This is a genomic window from Streptomyces sp. NPDC001415, assembly GCF_053597395.1.
In genome coordinates, this window is sequence record NZ_JBSFIE010000015.1 from 12,874 (window position 1) to 35,728 (window position 22,855).

A 22,855-nucleotide genomic window follows, 5' to 3' on the forward strand; every position below is an offset into this window, starting at 1 on the left:
GGCGGACGGAGCTGAAATGCGGGATGTTTTGTGGGTACCCGGAGACGAACGCGGGCCGAACTCGACCCAAACACATGTCAAATGTGCGTATCCACTTCGTGAACCCGATGTGCGATCAGAGGTGACCCGCGAGTATCGTCCTCACCTGCACAGACATCCCATCCCCACCCAGACGACCCCGGAGGGCCCGTTGTCCCGCTTCGCGCTCATCAAGGCAGTGCTCGGACCGATCATGCGCCTGATGTTCCGCCCACAGGTGGAAGGCGCCGAGAACATCCCGGGCACCGGTCCAGTGATCCTCGCCGGAAACCACGTGACGTTCATCGACTCGATCGTGCTGCCCATCGTGTGCGACCGGCAGGTGTCCTTCATCGGCAAGGACGAGTACGTCACGGGCAAGGGGCTCAAGGGCCGCCTCATGGCGTGGTTCTTCACCGGGGTCGGCATGATCCCGGTCGACCGGGACGGTGCCAACGGCGGTGTGGCCGCGCTGATGACGGGCCGCCGCGTCCTGGAGAACGGCCAGATGTTCGGCATCTACCCGGAGGGCACCCGCTCCCCCGACGGCCGCCTGTACCGGGGTCGCACGGGCGTCGCGCGGCTCACCCTGATGACGGGCGCGCCGGTCGTGCCGTTCGCGATGGTCGGCACGGACAAGCTCCAGCCGGGCGGTGCGGGCATGCCGCGCCCCGGCAAGGTGACGGTCCGGTTCGGCGAGCCGATGGAGTTCTCGCGTTACGAGGGCATGGACCGGGACCGGTACGTGCTGCGCGCCGTCACGGACTCGGTGATGGCGGAGGTCATGCGGCTGTCGGGGCAGGAGTACGTGGACATGTACGCGACCAAGGCGAAGGCTGCGTAGCCGCCTTCGCCCCAGGGTTGCTTGCATCAACCCCGCCAGGGGCGCGGGGAACTGCGGGATCAGGGGGTGGGGCCGAGCCCCGGCGGCACCAGGGGGCTCAGTGTTCGGCGGCTTCCGCCAAGCTCTGGCCGCGCAGGAGGAACCACGCCGCGATCGCCGTGGCGAACAGTACCCCCGCCCCCACCGCCGCCGCCGTCTGGAAGCCGGACGTGAACGCGTCCTTCGCCGCGGACAGCATCGCCTCCGCCTGAGCCGGGGGCAGCTGCACCGCCGCCTCCACCGCGCCGCCGAGCGAGTCGTGGGCCTGGGCCGCCACGTTCGCGGGGACGCCCGGCGGGGCCTCGAAGCCGCGGTAGATCCCGGTCACCACCGAGCCGAGCAGGGCGATCCCGAGGGCCGCGCCCAGTTCGTACGCGGTCTCGGAGACCGCCGACGCCGCGCCCGCCTGCTCCTTGGGGACGCTGGAGAGGATGACGTCGGCCGTCACCGTGAAGGCGAGGCCCGCGCCGAGGCCGCCCACGAACAGCGCGATGCCCAGGGACACCACCCTCGTGTCCGCGCCGAGCGCCACACAGGCGGCCAGGGCGAGAGCGACCGCCGCGAGACCGCCGGAGACCGCGCTGCGTACGGAGGCCCGGCGGGCGATCGTGCCGGCCGCGAGTCCCGCTCCCACCGCACCGACCGCGGCGGGCAGTTCGATGAGCCCGGCCTCCAACGGCGAACGGCCCTGGACCAGTTGGAGGAACTGGGAGAGGAAGAACACCAGGCCCGACAGGCCGAGGATGGTCAGCAGGTCGGCCAGGACCGCTCCCGAGAAGCCGCGGTGGTGGAAGAGCCGGATGTCCAGGAGGGGCGAATCCAGGGTGCGCTGGCGGCGTACGAACCAGACGAGGGCCGCGATGCCGAGCACCGCCGACACCGCGATGTCCCAGCGGAACCCGTGGACCGCGGCCTCCTTCACCGCATACACCACGGCGACCATGCCGACCAGTGAGAGCCCGACGCTGACGAGGTCCCAGGGGCCCGGGTTCGGGTCGCGCGACTCGGGGAGCAGTTTGATGCCGACCAGCACCAGGACGGCCATCACCGGCAGGTTGATGAGGAAGACCGAGCCCCACCAGAAGTTCTCCAGGAGGAACCCGCCGACGACCGGGCCGACCGCCGCGCCCGCGGAGGCGGCGGCGCCCCAGATGCCGACGGCGAGGCTGCGCTCCCTGGGGTCGTGGAAGATGTTGCGGATCAGGGCGAGCGTGGACGGCATGAGGGTCGCGCCCGCGACGCCGAGCAACGCCCGGGCCAGGATCATCATCTCGGGGCTCGACGCGTACGCGTTGAGCACGGACACCGCGCCGAACGCCACCGCACCCAGGAGCAGCAGCTTCTTGCGGCCGATGCGGTCGCCGAGGCTGCCCATGGAGACGAGGAGTCCGGCGATGATGAACGAGTAGACGTCGCCGATCCACAGCAGCTGGGTGCCGGACGGCTTGAGGTCCTCGCTGAGGAAGGGCGTGGCGAGGCCGAGCACGGTGGCGTCGACGGCCACGAGCAACACGGCGAGGACCAGGACCGCGAGCGCGAGCCAGCGGCCCATCCGGCCGACGGCGTGGTGCTCCGGAGATTGGGTTGCGGTCACTTCTCCACGCTCCGCCGTACGCCGCCGAGCAGCAACTCGGCGATCATGTACTGGAAGTCCTTGGCGGCGACCCGGCCGTCCTGCACGGCCCAGGCGCCCGCGCCGATCAGCCCGTACAGGGCCTCGGTGAGCCAGGCCGGGGTGAGGTCGATGCGGAACTCGCCCTGCTCCTGGCCGCGCCGGAAGAGCGCGGAGACGCGGGCGTCGATGCGGGCCCAGCCCGCGTTCATCTGCTCGCCCTCGAAGAGCTGGTTCTCGGTGACCAGGAAGGCGAGCAGGCCCGCGACGGGCTCGACCTCGGCGACCATGCGGCGCAGCGCGTCCGAGGCGGCGCCCTCGTCGAGCCTGGCCTTGTCCAGGGCGCCCTCCAGCTCCCGGATGCCGAGCTCTTCGAGGGCTCTGACCAGGGCCTCCCGTCCGGCGAAGTGACGATGGAGGGTGGCCCGGCCGATTCCGGCCGCGCGGGCCACCTCGTCCATGGTGGCGGTGGCCTTGCGGGTGAGGAGGGCGGCGGCGGTGCGGAGCACCTGGTCTCGATCCACGGTCATGAGACAACCATAGCCCGATCGAGACACCAACGTCTCACTCGGGCCATGGGTGCGGATGCCCCCGCCGGACCTACTTCTTCGCGGCCGCCCAGGCGTGCTGGGCCGTCAAGTCGGCCTTGATCTCGGCGAGTTGGGCGGCCACCGCCGAGGGGGCCGTACCACCGCGGCCGTTGCGGGAGGCGAGCGCGCCCTTGACGTTGAGGACCGTACGGACCTCGGGGGTCAGATGCTCGGAGATCTTCGCGAACTGCTCGTCGGTGAGCTGGTCCAGCTCGATTCCGTGCGCCTCGCACTCCTTGACGCAACCGCCCGCGACCTCGTGCGCGACCCGGAACGGCACACCCTGCTTGACCAACCACTCGGCGATGTCGGTGGCGAGCGAGAAGCCGGCCGGGGCGAGTTCCTCCATCCGCTCCCGGTTGACGGTGAGCGTGGCCATCATCCCGGTGAAGGCGGGCAGCAGCACCTCCAGCTGGTCGCAGGAGTCGAAGACCGGCTCCTTGTCCTCCTGGAGGTCCCGGTTGTACGCGAGCGGCAGCGCCTTCAGCGTCGCCATCAGGCCGGTGAGGTTGCCGATGAGGCGGCCGGACTTGCCCCGCGCCAGCTCGGCGATGTCCGGGTTCTTCTTCTGCGGCATGATCGACGAGCCGGTCGAGAAGGCGTCGTGCAGGGTCACGAAGGAGAACTCCTTCGTGTTCCAGATGATGATCTCCTCCGCGATCCGCGACAGGTTGACGCCGATCATCGCGGTGATGAAGGCGAACTCGGCGACGAAGTCCCGCGAGGCCGTACCGTCGATCGAGTTGCCCACCGAGCCGTGCTCGAAGCCGAGGTCGGCGGCGACCGCCTCCGGGTCGAGCCCGAGCGAAGAACCCGCCAACGCGCCCGATCCGTAAGGCGATACGGCGGTACGGGTGTCCCACTGGCGCAGCCGTTCGGCGTCCCGGGACAACGACTGGACGTGGGCCAGCATGTGATGGGCGAAGAGCACCGGCTGGGCGTGCTGGAGGTGCGTACGGCCGGGCATGGCGACGTCCGCGTGCGCCTCGGCGAGGCCGACCAGGGCGTCCTGGAGCTCGGCGATCAGGCCGCCGATGGTCCGGGCGTGGTCGCGCAGGTACATCCGGAAGAGCGTGGCGATCTGGTCGTTGCGGGACCGGCCGGCGCGCAGCTTGCCGCCGAGCTCGGGGCCGAGGCGCTCCAGGAGGCCGCGCTCCAGGGCCGTGTGGCAGTCCTCGTCGGCGATGGTGCCGACGAACGAGCCGTCGGCGACGTCGGCTTCGAGCTGGTCCAGGCCGACGATCATCCGCTGGAGCTCGTCGGCGGTGAGCAGGCCCGCCTTGTGGAGCACGCGGGCGTGCGCGCGGGAGCCCGCGAGGTCGTACGGGGCGAGCCGCCAGTCGAAGTGGACCGACGCGGACAGGTTCGCCAGCGCCTCGGCGGGACCGTCGGCGAACCGGGCGCCCCAGAGCCGGACGTCACCGTTGTTGCTGCTCACAGCTCAAGCTCCTCAGAAGGGATGGATGTGCCACCGCCTCCCCGCCGCGGAGGAACGGGGAGGCGGCCGTATAACGGGTCACACTCACGTGAAGTCGCGCCTGTCGGCGATCTCGACGATCCCGGCGATAGGCATAACTATGCAGTGCACCGTATGTTCTGTCAACGCGCGCACCACGCCGGCCCGCGGCAGCCGGGCAACGCTCATCGCGCGTACGGAGCAACTCGCGCCGGTTCGGGCAGCGGGGGGCGGCGGCTGAGCATACGGTCCGGAGCATGCGCACCGCCGCCCTGCTCATCGCGTCCCTGCTGGTCCCGCTCGCCGTGCCCGCACACCCCGGGCCGCTGGCCGAGCGGCTGGCGTACGCCGGGGGCGGCAGTCAGCTCCTGACCGCCGAGGCGCCTTCCGCCGGGGCCACCACGGGCACGCTCACCTGGTGGGACCGGCGGCGCGGGCACTGGGTGGCCGTGGGCTCGGCGCCCGCCAGGTTCGGCGCGAAGGGCCTGGTGGAGGGCGACTCGCGGGTCCAGGGCACCGACACCACGCCGACCGGCCTGTTCCCACTGCCGTACGCCTTCGGCGTCGCGCCCGCGCCGCACGGCATGCACTATCCCTACCGGCGCGCGACGGATCAGTCCTGGTGGTGCCAGGACAACGAGTCCCGCAGATACAACCGCTGGGTGGAGGGCCTGCCCCGGGACTGCCGGGCGAGCGAGTCGGAGCATCTGACCGCGTACGCGAGCCAGTACGCCCGGGCGCTCGTCATCGGCTTCAACTACGGGCGGCCGGTACGCGGCCGGGGCGCCGGGATCTTTCTGCACGTCAACGGGCGCGGCGCGACGGCCGGTTGCGTGTCGGTGCCCGCCGAGGCGATGGACCGGGTGCTGAGGTGGGTGAAACCCGTGCGGCGCCCGCACATCGCGATCGGCACGGCGAGCGGGCCGACCGCGATCACTCGTTACTGAACCCCCTTGCCGCGGGCGGCGGTTGGGGCCCCGTCAGCGGTGGTCGTTCTGCGCGAGGCGCAGCAGGTGGTCGGCCAGCGCCTGGCCGCCCGACGGGTCGCGACTGATCAGCATGAGCGTGTCGTCACCCGCGATGGTGCCGAGGATGTCGTGCAGTTCGGCCTGGTCGATGGCCGAGGCGAGGAACTGGGCGGCGCCGGGCGGGGTGCGAAGGACCACCAGATTGGCGGATGCCTCGGCGGAGATGAGGAGTTCCGCGGACAGCCTGCGCATCCGCTCCTCCTTCGCCGACTCGCCGAGGGGCGCCTTCGGCGTGCGGAAACCGCCCTCGCTGGGCACCGCGTAGATCAGCTCGCCGCCGGTGTTGCGGATCTTCACCGCGCCGAGCTCGTCGAGGTCGCGGGAGAGCGTCGCCTGGGTGACGCTCAGCCCGTCGTCCGCGAGGAGCTTGGCGAGCTGGCTCTGGGACCGCACCGGCTGCCGGTTGAGGATGTCCACGATCCGGCGGTGGCGGGCGGTGCGGGTCTGCGGTACGGCGGGGCCGCCCGGCTCGAAGTCCTGCGCCTCGTCGGTCATCGTCGTCTCATTCTCCGGATCGTCCGTCCCCGTTGACTGCGTCGAGAACGCCGGGCAGGGCCTGGAGGAACGCGTCCGTCTCCGCGTCACCGATGATGAGTGGCGGCATGAGCCGTACGACATCGGGGGCGGGCGCGTTGACCAGGAAGCCGGCGTCCTGAGCCGCCAGCTGCACCTGAGGTGCGAGGGGCTCGTTGAGCACGATACCCAGCAGCAGCCCCGCACCGCGGACATGGGAGACCAACGGGTGCCCAAGCGCCTCGATTCCGCCGCGCAGCTTCTCGCCGGTCCGCTTGACCCGGTCGAGCGCCCCGTCGGCGGACAGGGTGTCGATGACGGCGAGTCCGGCGGCGCAGGCGACCGGGTTCCCGCCGAAGGTGGTGCCGTGCATCCCGGGCTTGAGCAGCTCGGCCGCGGCGCCGAAGGCGACCGTCGCGCCGATGGGCAGTCCGCCGCCGAGGCCCTTGGCCAGCGTCACGATGTCCGGGTCGACGCCCTCGTGCCGCTGGTACTCGAACCAGGTGCCGGTCCGCCCGATGCCGGTCTGCACCTCGTCCAGGACGAGCAGCGTGCCGGTGGCGCGGGTGATCTCCCGGGCGGCCTTGAGGTAGCCGGCCGGCGGGACGACCACGCCGATCTCGCCCTGGATGGGCTCGATGATGACGAAGGCGGTCTCCTCGGTGACGGCCGCCCGCAGCGCCTCGACGTCCCCGAACGGCACGTGCGTGACCTCGCCGGGCAGCGGCAGGAACGGCGTCCGCTTGCCCTCCTGGCCGGTGAGCGCGAGCGCGCCCATGGTCCGGCCGTGGAAGCCGCCGTCGGTGGCGACCATGTGGGTGCGCCCGGTGAGGCGGCCGATCTTGAAGGCGGCTTCGTTGGCCTCGGCACCCGAATTGCAGAAGTACACGCGTCCGGGCCGGCCGAAGAGCTGGACGAGGCGTTCGGCGAGCGCCACCGGCGGCTCCGCCACGAACAGGTTCGAGACATGGCCGAGCGAGGCGATCTGCCGGGTCACGGCCTGCACGACCGCCGGGTGGGCGTGGCCGAGCGCGTTGACCGCGATGCCGCCCACGAAGTCCGTGTACGCGGTGCCGTCCGCGTCCCAGACCGTCGCGCCCGCGCCGCGTACGAGCGAGAGCCTCGGCGTGCCGTAGTTGTCCGTCATGACGTGCTGCCAGCGCTGTGCGAGCTCCTGGTTGGTCACCGCGCTCCCCCGTGTCCGTCGCTTGCGTGTGGTCCGTCGGGCACGACCATGGTGCCGATGCCCTCGTCGGTGAAGATTTCCAGCAGGATCGAGTGCTGGACCCGTCCGTCGATCACGCGCGCGGTGTTGACCCCGTTGCGCACCGCGAACAGGCAGCCCTCCATCTTGGGGACCATGCCGCTGGAGAGCTCGGGCAGCAGCTTCTCCAGCTGACTGGCCGTCAGCTTGCTGATGACGTCGTCGCTGTTGGGCCAGTCCTCGTAGAGGCCCTCGACGTCGGTGAGGACCATCAGGGTCTCGGCACCCAGCGCAGCAGCGAGTGCCGCAGCCGCCGTATCAGCATTGACGTTGTAGACATGTCCGTCGTCCTGGGAGCGGGCGATCGAGGAGATGACCGGGATGCGGCCGTCGTCCAGGAGCGCCTGGATGGCGCCCGGGTCGATCGCGGTGATCTGGCCGACCCGTCCGATGTCGACCAGTTCCCCGTCGATCTCGGGGCGGTGCTGGGTGGCGGTGATGGTGTGGGCGTCCTCGCCGGTCATACCGACGGCGAGCGGCCCGTGCTGGTTGAGCAGCCCGACGAGCTCGCGCTGCACCTGCCCCGCGAGCACCATCCGGACCACGTCCATGGCCTCGGGCGTGGTGACCCTGAGGCCCGCCTTGAACTCGCTGACCAGGCCCTGCTTGTCGAGCTGGGCGCTGATCTGCGGTCCGCCGCCGTGCACGACGACCGGCTTGAGGCCGGACTGCCGCAGGAACACCACGTCCTGGGCGAAGGCGGCTTTCAGCTCCTCGTCGACCATGGCGTTGCCGCCGAACTTGATCACGACGGTCTTGCCGTGGTGCCGGGTCAGCCAGGGCAGCGCCTCGATGAGGATCTGCGCCTTGGGCAGTGCGGTGTGTTTGCGAGTGCTCATGAGCTGTACGCGCTGTTCTCGTGGACGTAGTCGGCGGTGAGGTCGTTGGCCCAGATGACGACGGGCTCGGTGGTGCCGGCGGAGAGGTCGGCGGTGATCCTGACCTCCCGGTAGCGCATGTCGACGAGGTCGCGGTCCTCGCCGACCGAGCCGTTCCTGCAGACCCAGACGTCGTTGATGGCGACGTTCAGCCGGTCCGGGTCAAAAGCGGCCTTCGTCGTGCCGATCGCGGAAAGCACCCGGCCCCAGTTGGGGTCCTCGCCGTGGATCGCGCACTTGAGCAGGTTGTTCCGCGCGATGGACCGCCCGACCTCGACGGCGTCGTCCTCGCTCGCGGCGTTGATCACCTCGATGCGGATGTCCTTGGACGCACCCTCGGCGTCACCGATGAGCTGGCGCGCGAGATCGTCGCAGACGGTCCGTACGGCCTCGGCGAACTCACCGTATTCCGGGGTGATTTGAGAAGCACCGGAGGCGAGCAGCAGCACGGTGTCATTGGTGGACATGCAACCGTCGGAGTCGACCCGGTCGAAGGTCTGCCGCGTCGCGTCGCGCAGCGCCTTGTCGAGCGTGGCGGCGTCGAGGTCGGCGTCGGTGGTGAGCACGACCAGCATGGTGGCGAGCCCGGGGGCGAGCATGCCGGCACCCTTGGCCATGCCGCCGACGGTCCAGCCGTCCTTGGTGACCACGCTGGTCTTGTGCACGGTGTCGGTGGTCTTGATGGCGATGGCGGCCTTTTCGCCGCCGTGCGGGGAGAGTTCGGCGGCCGCCCGCTCGATGCCGGGCAGGAGCTTGTCCATCGGGAGCAGCACGCCGATGAGCCCGGTGGACGCGACGGCGACCTCGCCCGCGCTGTGCCCGTCGAGCACCTCGGCGACCTTCTCGGCGGTGGCGTGGGTGTCCTGGAAGCCTTTGGGGCCCGTACAGGCGTTGGCGCCACCGGAGTTGAGGATGACGGCGCTCACCTCGCCGCCCTTGAGGACCTGCTCGGACCACAGGACCGGGGCGGCCTTGACGCGGTTGGAGGTGAAGACGCCCGCGGCGGCGCGGCGGGGCCCGGTGTTGACCACGAGGGCCAGGTCCGGGTTGCCGTTCTGCTTGATCCCGGCGGCGATGCCCGCCGCCGTGAATCCCTGCGCTGCGGTCACGCTCACGGCGCAACTCCAATCGTGGAAAGGCCGGTGGACTCGTCGAGTCCGAGGGCGATGTTCATGCTCTGCACCGCGCCGCCGGCGGTGCCCTTCGTGAGGTTGTCGATGGCGCTGATGGCGATGACGCGCCCGGCGCTCTCGTCGTAAGCCACCTGCACCTGAACGGAGTTGGACCCGTACACGGAGGCGGTGGCCGGCCACTGCCCCGCGGGGAGCAGGTGCACGAACGGCTCGTCCGCGAAGGCCTTCTCGTACGCGGCCCGTACGCTCTCGGCGCTCACGCCGTCCTTCGCCTTCGCGGAACAGGTGGCGAGGATGCCGCGGGACATGGGCGCGAGGGTGGGCGTGAAGGACACGGTGACGTCCTCGCCGGCCACGGCGCTCAGGTTCTGGATCATCTCGGGGGTGTGCCGGTGCCCGCCGCCGACCCCGTACGGGGACATCGAGCCCATGACCTCGCTGCCGAGGAGGTGCGGCTTGAGCGCCTTGCCCGCGCCGGAGGTGCCGGTGGCGGCGACGATCACGGCGTCGCTCTCCACGAGACCGTTCTGGTACGCGGGGAAGAGCGCGAGGGAGACGGCGGTCGGGTAGCAGCCGGGCACGGCGATCCGCCGCGTGGACCTCAACTCGGCGCGTGCACCCGGGAGTTCGGGCAGCCCGTACGGCCAGGATCCGGCGTGCGCCGAGCCGTAGAACCTCTCCCAGTCCGCGGCGTCCCGGAGCCGGAAGTCGGCCCCCATGTCGACGACGAGGACATCCGGCCCGAGCTGCTCGGCCACGGCCGCGGACTGCCCGTGCGGCAGCGCCAGAAACACGACATCGTGCCCGGCGAGCACCTCGGCAGTAGTCGGCTCAAGGGTGCGCCCGGCCAGCGGAACGAGATGCGGCTGAAGCGAACCGAGCAGCTGCCCGGCGTTGGAGTTCGCGGTCAGCGCCCCGATCTCGACCCCGGGATGCCCGAGCAGCAGCCGGAGCAGCTCCCCGCCCGCATACCCACTGGCCCCTGCCACTGCCGCACGTACCGCCGCCATCGATTCCTCCTCGGTGATGGCATGACTATACGCAGTCATGCAGTTTTATGCAAAGAGTTGCTCGGGGTGGTGGTGGGTGGGTGTGACTGAGCAGCCGATCTGGCCCTTTAGCGCTTGAGTTGGCCCGGCTGAGCGTTGATGTTGGCCCGCTCGGTCCTGGTCTCCCGAGTGGGAACGGTCCGGGCTTCGATGTCTGCGGCAAGCTGGCGAGCGTAATCGGTGAGTGCCTTCCGCAGGTCAGCGTAGTGACGCATCGGATCCGGGCGGGTGAGTTGGAACCATGTGGTGTTCCGGCGCCGTGCCCAGTCCTGCTGGATGTCCAGCGGTTGCTCGGCCTCGATGGGGCGAGGGGCGAACAGGTGCTCACCACGCGTGACGAGGACCCAGATGAACACGGACGCGTCCTGGCGCTTGCGGTCGTCGAGGACGGGTTGCTTGCCGTGCGGAGGCTCCAGTCGGCTGGTCAGTTCCTGCCAGGTCCTGGGGGCAAGGGACCAGCCACGGAGGGCTTCTCGGCGGTACTGATAGTTGATGAGTCCGTCGGCCTGGCTGCTGAGTTCTGCGGCGAGGCCGCTGAGGGCGATTTTAAAGTCCTGCACTTCGCGGGTGGATTTCATCCAGATGTGAGTGTTGTTTTCGGTGCAGAGAGCCTGCTCGGCTTCGACGCCGAGGTAGCGGGCGGCTTCGGAGATTGACGCTTGAGTGGTCCACTGGACGAGTTGGATGGCTGCGATCCGTCGGAGGATCTTGTGGTCGGTTGGGCCGTCGAGTTTCTGGAAGTGGCGGGCATACCAGTCCGGCTCCAGATGGGCTGGAATGTTTTCGGCCCTGTAGCCGATAGAGCGGGGGGCAGTCCACCCGGGAGAGGGGGAGTAGGTGCGGATAAGGGGTGCTGCGGCACTACGCAAATGCTGTGAGCAGGATTTTTCGTACTTGGTAAAGATCTGGGCCCATCCCGCGCGAGCCGGGGTGCCGGCAAAGGTCGAATCGAAGAATTCGGCGAGGGCATCACGAAGACTGTCGATCTGTAGCAAGGAGTGGGCAGCGTCGAGAATCGCACCGCAGGCAATGGGGTCGACGGGAGAAGCGTCGTGGACTCGGATGCCACCAAGGACCCTTCGGGCATCGGCCTCGATGTCGACAACCGGGGCGAATATGGAGGCGATTCGGCGCCTGCTATCGGGCCACGAGATAGTGATCAATGCGGCGAGTAGATGCAGGTCGCTGAAGTACTCGCGAACTTCGTCATCGGCGTCACGGGTTTTGAGGAGGCTGAGAAGATGATGTTGCAATGCCAGCAGTCGGGGGGTAGGACGCACGGCAGGGGCCGGAGCCTGGTCGAGCGGGGCCCTGCAAGGAGGTCGTCTGAGTCTTCGCGCGGTAGCGGGTAACGGATAGCGGCATGCGGTGGGGTGGAGGCCGCGAAAGCCTTCGAAGGGGATCAGCCTTGGTGCTCGGTCGTAGTCCGGTGGCTGCCCGCCCCGCGGACAGTGGTGGCCGAGAAAGCACTCGTGCTGTGGACAGGCGAAGCCGATTCCAAGGTGCCATTCCTTCTTCCAGGGACCGCCGTATTCGCGCTGGATTGGGCTGTCGTCGCCAGCCAGGCACTGGGGACAGTATCGATCGAGTCCCCCCAGAATCCATTTGTCGATCTGTGGGGATTGGCCGTGCAGCGGCGGCAGCCAGCGCTGGATCGGGGGATAGTTGCGACGCCACGTGCTCAGAGTTAGGAGCCTGGCCTCATCGCGGGACAGCCGGGTAGCTTGGGTGAACTCCTTGATTGACAGACCGGGCAAATCCAGAACGAGTCGGCGGGGGAGATAGCCGCCGCTGGCGGACACCAGCCCAATGGCGCGCCCGAGCTCGCCGGGGGCCAGGTCGAGCCGGAAAGACAGCCTCAACAAGTAACCGGGCAGAGACTCTTCAGGCAACGGATCAAGGCTCCGGGGAAGGCAAGGCACCGGCGTATTCAACTTCCGGTGTTCGCGGCCGCCGGGCCGTGATCGTCGAGCACGGTATTTCTGGGGCGCTTACGTTTGTCCGAGCGAGAGTCGACGGCAGGTCCGCTCTTGATCGACGGAACAGCGGGGATTTCTCCAGCTTCGGGATCGCGGGCACTGTCCCCATCGACGGTGATGGCGATGCCTTCGAGAAGGGACTCGGTCAAACATTCCTCAGTCGAATCGATGGCTTCCTGGCAGCCGTCCTCGATCAGCCGTTCCAGCAGGCCGACCACGCCGTTGGTGCGCTCGAAGAGGTACTCGGGCATGCGTCCCTCGGTAAGCATGCCCGAGGGAGCATCCATAAGTCTGATCTGGGCTTCGATGCCGGTGAGGTGGTCGATCCAGGCGGTGATCTGTTCGTCGGTGTCGTAGCGGAAATGATCAAGTTCAACGAGGTCAAAGCGCCGCTCTGTCTGTGTCGCCTCTAGTCCGTGAACCTTGGCCTGCCGGGAGGAAGGGAAGATCACCTGGCCTGTGTGGGGATCATGCCGGCCTTCTCGGAGCAGGCCCGAGCCGGGGATGTCCACTCCGATGAGGACGAGGGTGACGTGCATGCTCATGAAAGCCCGGATCAGGTCGAGCGTGTCCTGATCGTCGGCTCGATGAAGTCGGAGTCTCGTAATGTCGTCCAGTAGAAGCGCCCTCGTTCCATGGTCGTGCAAGGAAGCAGCGACCTGCCGGATCAGCTCGGGAAGGTCCATGCGCGGGTGGATCGGGGCGCCGTAGAAGTTCAGGATGGCCTTGCAAAGGCTCTTCGGCTTCGCCGTCACCGGGGTTTGCACGTAGGCGACAGGAATGTGCAGGTCGCGGGCTCCGGCAACGGCATCCGGATTGAGGTGGCGCCGCAGTTCCAGCCAGGTGTCCTCGAACGTCGCCAGGATCTCGCATCCCGTCTCTGTCTTGCCCTGGTATCCCCCGCCCGTGACCATGACTCCGGCCCGGGTGGTCGGCTTGTGTTTGAGCGCATTGGTCATGACCCGTCCGTGCAGCAGCTTGGTGACGGATTTGGTCATCGGGGTCTGCAGCAGGGGGAGATTGGCGTGCGTAGCCGCGCGGTGCAGGTCGTGCAGCGTCTTCTTCCTCGGGCTCAGCAGTCGCCATTCAGCCGGACTCAGCCGAGGTGCGGGCACGAAGTCGTGGCGGGTGCTGCGCCAGCGCTCCCAGCCGTCGACCGTATCCCGCATCGGCGGAGACCCCGGCAGGACGAACGGGACAGAAGCTCCGTCACCCAGAGGACTCATGTGGTCCCCGACCCCGGCTCATCGGCCTGGTCGACGTCCTCGTCGGGTAGCAGGAACAGGCTGCGGGCCCGCAGGGACTCACCCAGCAGAGGCGGCGCCGTCGACGGCTGCGAGACAGCGGCCTCGCGGCGCCGCTGCCGGTCTGCAGTAACGGCTCGCCGAGTGGCGGCGGCCAGCTCAAATGGTGGGGCGGGAGGAGGAAGAGTGCTCAACGGGACCGACGCCCGGTCGGACGCGGCAGCGCGGGCTCGTGCCAGCTCACGGGCCCGTTCGCTCTTCTGCTGGGCGGTCATCTGAGTGGGCCATGCCGTAACCGGCGTGCGTGCGGCCACCAACTTCAGCAGCACGGGCAGCAGTTCACCATCGCCGCGCGGCTTGAGGCCAGCGCGGGCCGCTTCGCGCAGCACTTCGCGTACGCGGGTATCGGAGAAGGCCGGGACGTCGTCTCCGGGCGGCAGGCCGTTCCAGCTAAGGGCATGCCAGAGCCCCGGGTGCTCGGGGTCCTCGAAGTAGACCTCGCGGCAATCCCTCGGATCGCGACTGATAGCCCACTTGCCCTCGTGCCGTCCGCTGCGGCCGGAGCGCTGGCCGCGATAGGGATCCAGAATCGGGTCGGTGCCGCCGTACCAGAGTCCGCCGATCTTCACCCCGCGACGGCGGTCGATCTTCACGAAGTGTGTGGGCAGAAGCTCGTAGTAGAGACTCGGCTCAGGGATCTCCAGACTGATCCCGTCGCGGGCAGCAGCGGCGGCGAAGAGTGTGTTCGGACTGTGTCGCCCGCCAGGGTCCCAAGCAGGCGAGTACTGATCAAGTCTCCGGTTTTGCCACACTGCGACAACCCAGGTTGCCAATAGGTGCTCCATTTCCGCCAGCGTCCAGACCGCGTCCCCTTCAGGGTCCACTCCGCGATCAGCAACGTCGACGCCCCGGTAGCCGAGCAGTAGTTCCAGCAGCAGCGACTGGATTCCCGCGAATGCACGTTCGCAGGCGGCCTTGTCCTGAGGCCGCATGGCGCGAGCAGGTAGCAGTTCCATCTTCAACGTGCGTGCGACCTGGACGATTTGATGGTTCTTGTAGACGCTGCCGTGATCGCTGGTCACCGTCTCCGGCGCGAAGAATGGCAGCCCGGCCACCTGATATCCGGCGAACTCGGCCACCAGCGCGGCCGGGACACCGGGGTAGGGCCACTCCAACTCCTCGCCCCAGTCCGGGCGCATCGGCAGCGGCAGCAACACATCCCGCAGCAGCATCGCCACCTCCACCGAGGAGTCCGACACTGGGGTGAGACGGAAGGCGACCAGGGAATGCGAATAGGCGTCCAGGGCAAGAGTGAGATGGACGGAGATCGGTTCGCCGAAGACATCGTCGAGGACTTTCACCGGAAGTGGTGTGGTGTCGAGCGCAACGACCTGTCCCGGCCGGAGGATCACCACCTTCGTCTTCCCCGTCTCCACCGCGGCAGCGGAGCGGATGTAGCGCTGCCGGGCCCTCTCGGAGCCGAACCACTCCTTCCAGACCTTCGCCAGCGTCGTGTAGTGCGGAACATCCACCGCGGCGCCCTCGGCCTCGAACTTCTCCCGCACGTACTGGTGGATCATCCGCTCCTTCGTCTTCATGCTTACCTTCGAGCGGTGCAACGACTCAGCGTGAACGGCCCGGATCGCCTCGGCGACCTCCTCGCTGATGGACCAGCGGCCCCGAAGCGGCGGCATCCACCTCCCGTCCGCCAGGCCCATCACCCCGTGCTCGTCGTACTGGGCGGCCATGCGTTTCAGCGTGCGTTCACTGATCCACTCCAGCCCCAGATGCTTGGCCTCCTGGCGGTCGAGATCCTTCAACTCGGCCGCCTTCGCCCGTCGGCGCTCGGTCAGTGTGGTCCGCTCCGGGTCGTAGCCGGGCCTGGGTTCATCCGGCCGGGCCCATGCAGGGCTGCCGCTGCGGTAGCCCGTCTCGGCCTCCAGCAGATGCTCCATCCTGATCCGGGCCCGGGTCAGATTGTGCTCTTCAAGATCCTCACTCCGAGGCCGTTGCTGCCCGCCGTCCATCACGGCCTCCCCACCGGGTAGATCCACGCGGCATCGTCCAGCGGCAGCGCCAGATCCATCGCCAGACGGCCGTGCCAGAGCAGGTGAACGGCATGCGCGCGGGCCACCGCCGGCAACGAGGTCTCCTCCACCAGCTCGCCGAACCGCCGCGGGTGTTCCCGGACCAGGTCCAGGAGTTCACCCTGCAGGCCGAGCCGGTCGGACATCGGACGCCGCCGGGCGGACAGCGCGTTAAGACCGGTCAGCACCTGGCGGCGCCAGCCGGCCGCCACCAAGTAGTGCCATCCCACCGCAGCAGCCGCCTGCTCCGTCGCGGCGAACTTCACCAGGTCCTTGTTCTTGACCAGATGTGCGGGCCGGACGTCGATCAGCAGAGCCGTCTCGGGCAGGAGCACCAGGAAATCCGGGGTGTGGTCCTCGTTTCCCGCAGCGGTGGTGAACGTCAGCTTGAACGGCTGCGACAACACCTCCGTCAAGGTGCCGATGAAGTCCAGGGCGAGCAGCAGATTCCGCTCGGCCAGGCTCTCGAAACCATGCATCCGTCCCGTGGCCAGCAAGTACTGCAGCCCAGGACGATGCCGCTGCCCCGCCCGCCAGGCAAACCCACGTACCGGCACCGAGGCGATCGCTGGGACACCGGCGAGCTCCCGGACCGGGCAGATCACCTCTGCCCGCTCGGTCTTCCACCGCGCCGTCCACCGCCGGGTCCAGCCCGGCCCCAGATCCAGCCCCGTCCCCACTGCTGGATCGATGGCGTACGGGGCGGCGAGATCCTCCAGAGAACAACTATGCGACCACACCGGGCAGGGATCGATGTCCGGCGTACAGACGGAAACCTTCATGTCTCCAGCACAGTGCGGCCGCCCTGCCTTATGTATGGCTTTGTACGAAGACCGCGCAGTGCAGCGGCGTGGTCGCTACCCTGCGGGCCAACCACAACGCTCAGCCGGGCCAACCCAAGCGCTAAAGGGCCAGATCGGCTGCTCAGTCACAGTGGGCCAGGGCCGCGGAGGCCGGGGCCGCCGACTTCACGCCGCCCAGGTCTGTTGGGCGCCGGACACCAGCCGGCTGCCCCCCATGGACCCGGGCCGGGGGCGCGACCAGGATCGCGTCACCGGACACGCCGTGGCCCCTGGTGGGCGGGCGACGCGGCTCGGGAGCTCCTGGTGAGCGTCTGGTATCCGGCCGACCGCGCCGGGGCGGAAGGCGGAAGACGGGTCTCGGGCCTCCTACATGCGTGCGGGCGCGGCCGCGCTCTTCGGGGCGGGCGCGGCGAAGATCCTAGAGGTCGCCCCGGGGGCGATCGACTGGGCCGGATTCGGTACCCACGCCTGCGTTGGAGTGGCCGCGGCGTCCAGGGCCGTGCGGCGGCCCGTGGTGCTGTACTCGCCGGGCATGTACAACGAGCGCACGCTCGACACCACCGCCGTGGAGGAGCTGGCGAGCCACGGCTATGTGGTGGTCACTGTCGACCCCGTCCACGAGGCGCACGCGGTCGGGTTTCCGGACGGCCGCGTCATCGGGCCCGCGCCCGGGCTCGGCGCCATCAAGGCGGTGGCCGACCGGTCCAGGGCGGCGCTGGAGGTCAGGGTCGCCGACATTCCGTTCGTCCTCGACCAGCTCGCCGTGCTCGCCCGTGGCGGTAACCCCGACGCCGGGAACCGGCCGCTGCCACGCGGTCTCGGGGAGGCCCTGGACCTCGCGCGCACCGGCATGTTCGGGCATTCGCTCGGCGGGATGACGACCGCCGAGGCGATGCGCGTGGACCGCCGCATCCGCGCCCGGGTCAACCTCGACGGGCCGCTCGGCTACGACTGGGCCGACCCCGAACTGCTGCTGCCGGTCGCCCGCACCGGGCTGGACCGGCCATTCCTGCAGATGGGGGCGTGGCTCGACGTCCCGTCCGGCAGGCTGCCACACCCATCCCCGTCCTGGCGGGCGATGTGGCGGAACTCCACCGCCTGGAAGCGCGATCTGTGGACGGAGGCGGCCGAGCACAACTCCTTCACCGACTACCAGACGCTCCTCCCGGGCCTCGCCGAGCGGCTCACACTCCCGCAGGGGCTGCCGTCCCGGATGACCGGTACCGTCGGACCCGGCGCGGTTCACCGCGAGCCGACGGGCCTACCTCACCGCCTTCTTCGACCAGCATCTACGCGGCCGCCACCAGCCGCTCCTGTACGGCCCCTCACCGCTCCACCCGGACGTGCGGTTCATCGGCTGAGGCGCCGTGCGGGGACACATCACGCAGCCCGGGCTGCGGATAGCCCGCGTCACCCAGGGTCGTTACTGAGTGGTTCTCCCAGGTGCGTACGTCGTAGAAACGCGGCGGGTTGTGATCCACCGTGATGGTGCACGAGGTCGCATAGGGAACGTCTGCCAAGTCCCGGTAATCGAGGAGGAGCTGCGCCGACTCCTCGAACTGCGGGATGCGGAAGCTCAGTACCTGTACGTCACCTGTACTCAGGGCCCCCAGCGCCCGGCTCTGTGGGCTGAAGCTCCCGGTGACGCCGGCAAGTTCCAGTTGGGCGCGCACGTGCAGGGCGGGGCCACGGCCCGCGTTGCGGATCCGGACAGAGAACTCCCTGGTCTCCCTGTTCCCGTCGCTGTAGGTGACACCCGGATCCCAGGCCGCACTTGGGGGGCGGGGCTGGGTGGCCGGCGTCGAGCCGTGCTGATACGAGTCCACGTCCCCGGCCGGGAGCAGGAACGGGCGCCACTGGGCCCGAAGATCGGCCGCGCTCTCCTGGGCGAGCTCGCTGGTACGGGTGGCGAGGCGGGCCGTGAACAGGGCGAGGATGCCTGTGCCCGCGGCGAGCAGCAGTGTGCCGAGGGCGACCAGCGCGTCCCAGCCCCAAGCCCAGGCGGATACGTTCTCTCCGGCCCACTCGCTTCCGCCCATGAACGCCCCCACCGACTGCCGACCCCTGCCCGTAACGGTAGGGCCAAACGCTCCTCGGCGGCACTGCTCCGCGCCATGAGGCCACTGCTGAGAGCGAGTTGATCATTCCTTGGCGGCGAGATCTACCAGATGTCGTTGCCGAGTGCATAGGGTCACCGGCATGGCGCTGCGACCCGTTCAGGTGAACGTAGGGGCTCTGGATGACTCGGCGGTCGGCCGGTTCTGGGCGGGAGCGCTCGGATACGACGCCCGTCCACGTCGGCCCGGGTGACGTCCCGTGGAGGTGCCTGGACACCCCGGAGGGCCACGAGTTTCTGCGCCCGGCCGGCGCCCCGGGGCCAGGGTCGCAACCTGCCTGCGTACGGGCTCAGCGCATACGGAACCGGAGTTGCCAACGCCCGCTCGTCCGGGCGCTCCAGCGAAACAACACTGAGCCTGTTCAGCGGGCTCCGACACAGGCGGGATGAACGAGTGGCAGATGGCATTCAACTACCGGCGCTGATAGGCGTGTTGGTCGGTGCGGCGGCCTCGTACGCGGTGAGCGCACTCGCCGAACGCACGCGCTGGCAGCGCCAGACGGCGGCACGCTGGGACGAGCGGCGCCTCATCGCCTACGCCGACTACGCGCAAGCGATCAAGGCGATCGTGACCCTGGCGCACCGCCTTGCCGCACACAGGGGCCTGACTCCCGACGCGAAGCCGCTTCAGCCGACGGAAGCCAACCTGGCTCTCCTCCAGGACGCCGAGGAACGGCGCAGCTCCCTTCTGGAAGGAGTCCGCCTGCTCACCGACTCGGACACGCTGACGGCGATCCGCGCCCTGAACCACCGCGTCTGGCATCTCGTGGCCCTGTCCGCGGACGAGGGCGCCTCACCGCAGGACTGGTCGACCGCCTTCTCGCAGTACCGGGAGGCCCGCGACGAATACCACCGGCATGCGCGGCACAGCCTGGGAATTCCAGGTGTCGCCCTCTCGCACGACCAGACCTGGCCACCGCGATGGCACCAGCCGGCTCCTTGAGCGAGGTGCGCCGTCCGCAGCTCCGGGTCGGCGGCCGACGCGGCGCGAATTCCGGCCACGAGAGGGCGCGCCCACTGCGCCACACCAGCCCGCTCATCGAGCAGAGCGAGGGCGGCATCCGGCTGCGCCACGGGATCGATGTCCGCAGCGCCCAACTTGCCCTCGTACGCGAGCTGTTCCGCACTCTCCCCGCAGCGGGGGCCAACGCGACCGCCTGCCGACGCTGAGGTCCGCGCGCCTCAGCCGCCCCTTGAGTGCCGCGGTGCCCCGACTGACCTATTCAGCAAGGCAGTTGGACCACGGAAACGTGATCGTTCCCGGAATTCACCTCCCCGGGAGCGGCACCCGTGATGATGTGGCCTTCCGTGCCCGAGCCGAGGGAGTTCACCGTGTCCCGAACACCGCAAGAGATCTTCCAGAGTTGCGTCTACGCCGGTGCCATGACCCGGAACGCCGATGCCTTTGCCGAGCTCTTCACCGCGGACGGCGTCTTCGAAGCGCCGCTCATGCCTGCCGGAGCCGCCTTCCCCCGCAGGTTGGTGGGCCGCGAGGAGATCCGTCGCACGATGGCGGCGTACTACGAGCGCCAGGGGAAGGGCGGCCGCACCCCGAACCTTGAGAAGTCCGGATACACGCTGCACACCACCGCCGACCCCGACGTGTTCATCGCCGAGATCGACACCGTCTTCGACGGGGACGGGGACAGGGACGGAGGCGGAGCCGGACGCGAGGGTGGAGCCGACGCGACCGTCTCGCTCGTGCAGATCTTCCGCATCCGCGACGGGAAGATCGCTCGGCTACGGGACTACTTCGCGCCGGAGTTGATGGACTGAGGCCGCCCCGCGGGCGGTCGCCCGCACACCGCCTGCGGCGCATACTGCGCGGAGCCCGCCGACCCGACGCCCGCCACGTCACGCCGAGGCACGCCAGCTAGGATCCCGGCCATGGCCCTGACCATGAGTGACGTCGACCGGTTCGAGGCTTCGAGGCCCCGCCTGGAGGCCCTCGCCTACCGGCTGCTCGGCTCCGCGAGCGAGGCCGAGGATGCCGTGCAGGAGACGTTTCTGCGGTGGCAGGCCTCCGGGGTCGAGCACATCGAGGTCCCCGAGGCCTGGCTGACCAAGGTGCTCACCAATCTGTGCCTCAACCAGCTCACCTCGGCCCGCGCGCGGCGCGAGACCTATGTGGGTCAGTGGCTTCCCGAGCCGCTGCTCGAAGGGGACCCGATGCTCGGGCCCGCCGACACCGCCGAGCAGCGCGAGTCGGTCTCGTACGCGGTCCTCACTCTGCTGGAGCGCCTCTCCCCCAACGAGCGGGCGGTGTACGTCCTGCGGGAGGCGTTCGCCTACTCGCACCGGGAGATCGCCGAGATCCTCGACATCGGCGAGGCGGCCGGCCAGCAGATCTTCCACCGCGCCAAGAAGCACATCGCGGAGGGCAAGGCTCGTACCGAGATCGACGAGGGGGCCGCGCGGCGGATCGTCGACGAGTTCCTCGCGGCCGCCACCAGCGGCCGGACCGAGCCGCTCGTGCGGCTGCTCACGCAGGACGCCATCTCGGTCGGCGACGGCGGCGGGAAGGTCCCGGCCCGCGCGAAGGCGTTCGAGGGTGCTCTCGCGGTCGCGAAGTTCCTGCGGGGCCTGTTCAAGCCCGGCAAGGCCAAGCGTGCCCTGATCGGCGGGACGGCCGAGGTGTACGCCACGACCGCCAACGGCGGCCCCGCCGCGGTGATGGTCGTCGACCGCCGGGTCGTCGGCATCATGTGCCTGGAAGTCACCGACGAGGGCATCGCGGCCGTCCGCAACCAGGTCAACCCCGACAAGCTCCAACGCGCCACCGAGCTGTGGACGGCGACCGAACACGGGGAGCCCCTGTTCAACGCCTTCTGATTCTCAGCCTCTTCTGCTTCTCCCCCCTTCACCCGATGCGCGTGTGACCCGCTTCACATACCACTCCTGTCAGGAAACGGCGGCCTGCCCGGTTCAAGGGGTGAAACCGCGCGAGACAGGAGCAGGGATATGCAGCACCGCATCATCGTCCTCGGAGCCGGATACAGCGGAGCCATCGCCGCCGGGCGCCTCGCCAGGCGGCTGTACCGCGAAGAGGTCGCCGTCACTCTCGTCAACGCCGAGCCCGACTTCGTCGAGCGCGTCCGGTTGCACCAGCTCGCGGCCGGCCAGTACCTCAGGCCCCGGCCTTTCGCCGAGATGTTCGCGGGAACCGGCGTCGAAGTGAAGCTCGCGCAGGTCACCGCGGTCGATGCCGACCGCAGGACCGTCGCCGTCACCGCCGCCGACGGTGCCGAGGAGCTGTCGTACGACACCCTCGTGTACGCCCTCGGCAGCGAGTGGAACGACCAGGGTGTTCCCGGTGCCGCCGAGCACGCCCATCAGATCGCGAGCCGCCCCGGGGCGCTGCGGCTGCGCGAGCGCCTGGCCGGCCTGGACGCCGGGCAGTCCGTGGTCGTCGTCGGCGGAGGCCTGACCGGGATTGAGGCGGCGACCGAGATCGCCGAGGCCCGCCCCGACCTCGATGTCGCCCTCGCCGCCCGCGGCGGCCTCGGCGACTGGCTCTCGCCCAAGGGCCGCCGTCACCTGCGGAAGGTCTTCGGCGGGCTCGGCATCACCGTGCACGAGCACACCGCCGTGACCGGCGTCGAGGCAGACCGGGTCATCACCGCCGACGGTACGTTTCCGGCCGCGGTCACCGTGTGGACCACCGGATTCGCCGTCCACCCGATCGCGCGGGCCACCACCCTGGAGGTCACCGGGACGGGCCAGATCGTCGTCGATGCCACCATGCGCTCGGTCTCGCACCCGCAGGTGTACGCCATCGGCGACGCGGCCATGGCGATGGGCCCCGGCGACAAGCCGCTGCGGATGTCGTGCGCCTCGGGCACCCCCATGGCATGGCAGGCCGCCGACGCCATCGCGGCACGCCTGACCGGCGGAAAGCTCCCGAACATGCCGCTGCGCTACTTCAACCAATGCATCTCGCTGGGCCGCGAGGAGGGCCTGATCCAGTACGTCACCGCCGACGACCGCGCCGTGCGGGCGGCCCTTACGGGGCGGCTCGCCGCCTTCTACAAGGAGCTGATCTGCAAGGGCGCGGCGTGGGGCGTCGCCAACCCGCTGCTCGGGATGGCCCGGCGCCGCCGCGTCGTGCACGAGCCCGTCGGGGTGGACCCGGCGGTCGAGGCACCGGCTTGACCGCCACCGCCAGACACCCAGGCACCGGCTTGAGCGGCACGCGCGCCCGC

At 69.5% G+C, this 22,855-nt stretch carries 19 protein-coding genes and 2 pseudogenes; 9 read left to right on the plus strand and 12 right to left on the minus strand.

Annotation, left to right across the window (positions count from 1 at the left end; all coding sequences use genetic code 11):
* Positions 1-134 precede the first annotated feature (134 nt).
* A pseudogene (locus ACWC2B_RS20885) lies at positions 135-862 on the plus strand (lysophospholipid acyltransferase family protein).
* A gap of 97 nt (positions 863-959) precedes the next feature.
* Here the strand turns inward: ACWC2B_RS20885 and ACWC2B_RS20890 are convergent.
* The 3 genes from ACWC2B_RS20890 to argH form a co-directional block, all read right to left on the minus strand.
* Complete coding sequence (locus ACWC2B_RS20890; RefSeq protein WP_450718912.1) at positions 960-2,453, minus strand: MFS transporter; 1,494 nt, start codon at positions 2,451-2,453, stop codon at positions 960-962.
* 38 nt (positions 2,454-2,491) lie between these two features.
* The gene (locus tag ACWC2B_RS20895) at positions 2,492-3,043 is read right to left on the minus strand and encodes a TetR/AcrR family transcriptional regulator (RefSeq protein WP_450718648.1); all 552 of its coding nucleotides are present in this window, start codon (positions 3,041-3,043) and stop codon (positions 2,492-2,494) included.
* 70 nt (positions 3,044-3,113) lie between these two features.
* Entirely contained in the window at positions 3,114-4,541 is a 1,428-nt protein-coding gene (gene argH, locus ACWC2B_RS20900) for an argininosuccinate lyase (protein WP_450718650.1), read from the minus strand.
* A 275-nt stretch (positions 4,542-4,816) separates the two neighbouring features.
* On the opposite strand from argH, the gene ACWC2B_RS20905 reads away from it, so the two are divergent.
* Positions 4,817-5,506 (plus strand): L,D-transpeptidase family protein, encoded by a 690-nt coding sequence (locus tag ACWC2B_RS20905; RefSeq protein ID WP_450718652.1) that lies wholly within the window; start codon positions 4,817-4,819, stop codon positions 5,504-5,506.
* A gap of 33 nt (positions 5,507-5,539) precedes the next feature.
* On the opposite strand, the gene ACWC2B_RS20910 is transcribed toward ACWC2B_RS20905, so the two are convergent.
* From ACWC2B_RS20910 to ACWC2B_RS20950, 9 genes are all read right to left on the minus strand, one after another.
* Complete coding sequence (locus ACWC2B_RS20910; RefSeq protein ID WP_053723584.1) at positions 5,540-6,082, minus strand: arginine repressor; 543 nt, start codon at positions 6,080-6,082, stop codon at positions 5,540-5,542.
* A gap of 7 nt (positions 6,083-6,089) precedes the next feature.
* A complete protein-coding gene (locus ACWC2B_RS20915; protein WP_450718914.1) occupies positions 6,090-7,247 on the minus strand; it encodes an acetylornithine transaminase in 1,158 nt (385 codons plus the stop codon).
* Positions 7,248-7,282: 35 nt separating this feature from the next.
* Positions 7,283-8,203, minus strand: a complete 921-nt coding sequence (gene argB, locus ACWC2B_RS20920; RefSeq protein ID WP_450718654.1) for an acetylglutamate kinase — start codon at positions 8,201-8,203, stop codon at positions 7,283-7,285.
* Entirely contained in the window at positions 8,200-9,357 is a 1,158-nt protein-coding gene (argJ, locus tag ACWC2B_RS20925; protein ID WP_450718656.1) for a bifunctional glutamate N-acetyltransferase/amino-acid acetyltransferase ArgJ, read from the minus strand. Before argJ ends, argB begins: the two co-directional genes overlap by 4 nt.
* Positions 9,354-10,385: an N-acetyl-gamma-glutamyl-phosphate reductase gene (gene argC / locus ACWC2B_RS20930; protein ID WP_450718916.1), complete on the minus strand. Its 1,032-nt coding sequence runs from the start codon at positions 10,383-10,385 to the stop codon at positions 9,354-9,356. The genes argJ and argC overlap by 4 nt, the downstream gene beginning before the upstream one ends.
* Before the next feature lie 107 nt (positions 10,386-10,492).
* Positions 10,493-12,346 carry a TniQ family protein gene (locus tag ACWC2B_RS20935; RefSeq protein ID WP_450718918.1) on the minus strand — a complete coding sequence of 618 codons (1,854 nt, stop codon included), beginning with the start codon at positions 12,344-12,346 and terminating at the stop codon, positions 10,493-10,495.
* 8 nt (positions 12,347-12,354) lie between these two features.
* The gene (locus ACWC2B_RS20940; protein ID WP_450718658.1) at positions 12,355-13,572 is read right to left on the minus strand and encodes a TniB family NTP-binding protein; all 1,218 of its coding nucleotides are present in this window, start codon (positions 13,570-13,572) and stop codon (positions 12,355-12,357) included.
* Between the two features lie 53 nt (positions 13,573-13,625).
* On the minus strand, positions 13,626-15,674 hold the full coding sequence (locus tag ACWC2B_RS20945) for a transposase (RefSeq protein WP_450718660.1): 2,049 nt from the start codon (positions 15,672-15,674) through the stop codon (positions 13,626-13,628).
* Positions 15,674-16,516 carry a TnsA-like heteromeric transposase endonuclease subunit gene (locus ACWC2B_RS20950; RefSeq protein WP_450718662.1) on the minus strand — a complete coding sequence of 281 codons (843 nt, stop codon included), beginning with the start codon at positions 16,514-16,516 and terminating at the stop codon, positions 15,674-15,676. The genes ACWC2B_RS20945 and ACWC2B_RS20950 overlap by 1 nt, the downstream gene beginning before the upstream one ends.
* A gap of 391 nt (positions 16,517-16,907) precedes the next feature.
* On the opposite strand from ACWC2B_RS20950, the gene ACWC2B_RS20955 reads away from it, so the two are divergent.
* The 7 genes and pseudogenes from ACWC2B_RS20955 to ACWC2B_RS20985 all read left to right on the plus strand — a co-directional run bounded on the left by ACWC2B_RS20955 (position 16,908) and on the right by ACWC2B_RS20985 (position 22,805).
* Positions 16,908-18,023 carry an alpha/beta hydrolase gene (locus ACWC2B_RS20955; protein ID WP_450718664.1) on the plus strand — a complete coding sequence of 372 codons (1,116 nt, stop codon included), beginning with the start codon at positions 16,908-16,910 and terminating at the stop codon, positions 18,021-18,023.
* A gap of 713 nt (positions 18,024-18,736) precedes the next feature.
* A pseudogene (locus tag ACWC2B_RS20960) lies at positions 18,737-18,826 on the plus strand (VOC family protein); the annotation flags it as partial.
* 221 nt (positions 18,827-19,047) lie between these two features.
* Positions 19,048-19,596 (plus strand): hypothetical protein, encoded by a 549-nt coding sequence (locus ACWC2B_RS20965; protein ID WP_450718666.1) that lies wholly within the window; start codon positions 19,048-19,050, stop codon positions 19,594-19,596.
* A complete protein-coding gene (locus ACWC2B_RS20970; RefSeq protein ID WP_450718668.1) occupies positions 19,593-19,823 on the plus strand; it encodes a hypothetical protein in 231 nt (76 codons plus the stop codon). Before ACWC2B_RS20965 ends, ACWC2B_RS20970 begins: the two co-directional genes overlap by 4 nt.
* 162 nt (positions 19,824-19,985) lie before the next feature.
* Entirely contained in the window at positions 19,986-20,429 is a 444-nt protein-coding gene (locus ACWC2B_RS20975) for a nuclear transport factor 2 family protein (RefSeq protein WP_450718670.1), read from the plus strand.
* Positions 20,430-20,540: 111 nt separating this feature from the next.
* The gene (gene sigJ, locus ACWC2B_RS20980) at positions 20,541-21,485 is read left to right on the plus strand and encodes an RNA polymerase sigma factor SigJ (RefSeq protein ID WP_450718672.1); all 945 of its coding nucleotides are present in this window, start codon (positions 20,541-20,543) and stop codon (positions 21,483-21,485) included.
* A 129-nt stretch (positions 21,486-21,614) separates the two neighbouring features.
* Positions 21,615-22,805, plus strand: coding sequence for an NAD(P)/FAD-dependent oxidoreductase (locus ACWC2B_RS20985; protein WP_450718674.1), 1,191 nt, complete (start codon positions 21,615-21,617; stop codon positions 22,803-22,805).
* The last annotated feature ends 50 nt before the right edge of the window (positions 22,806-22,855 follow it).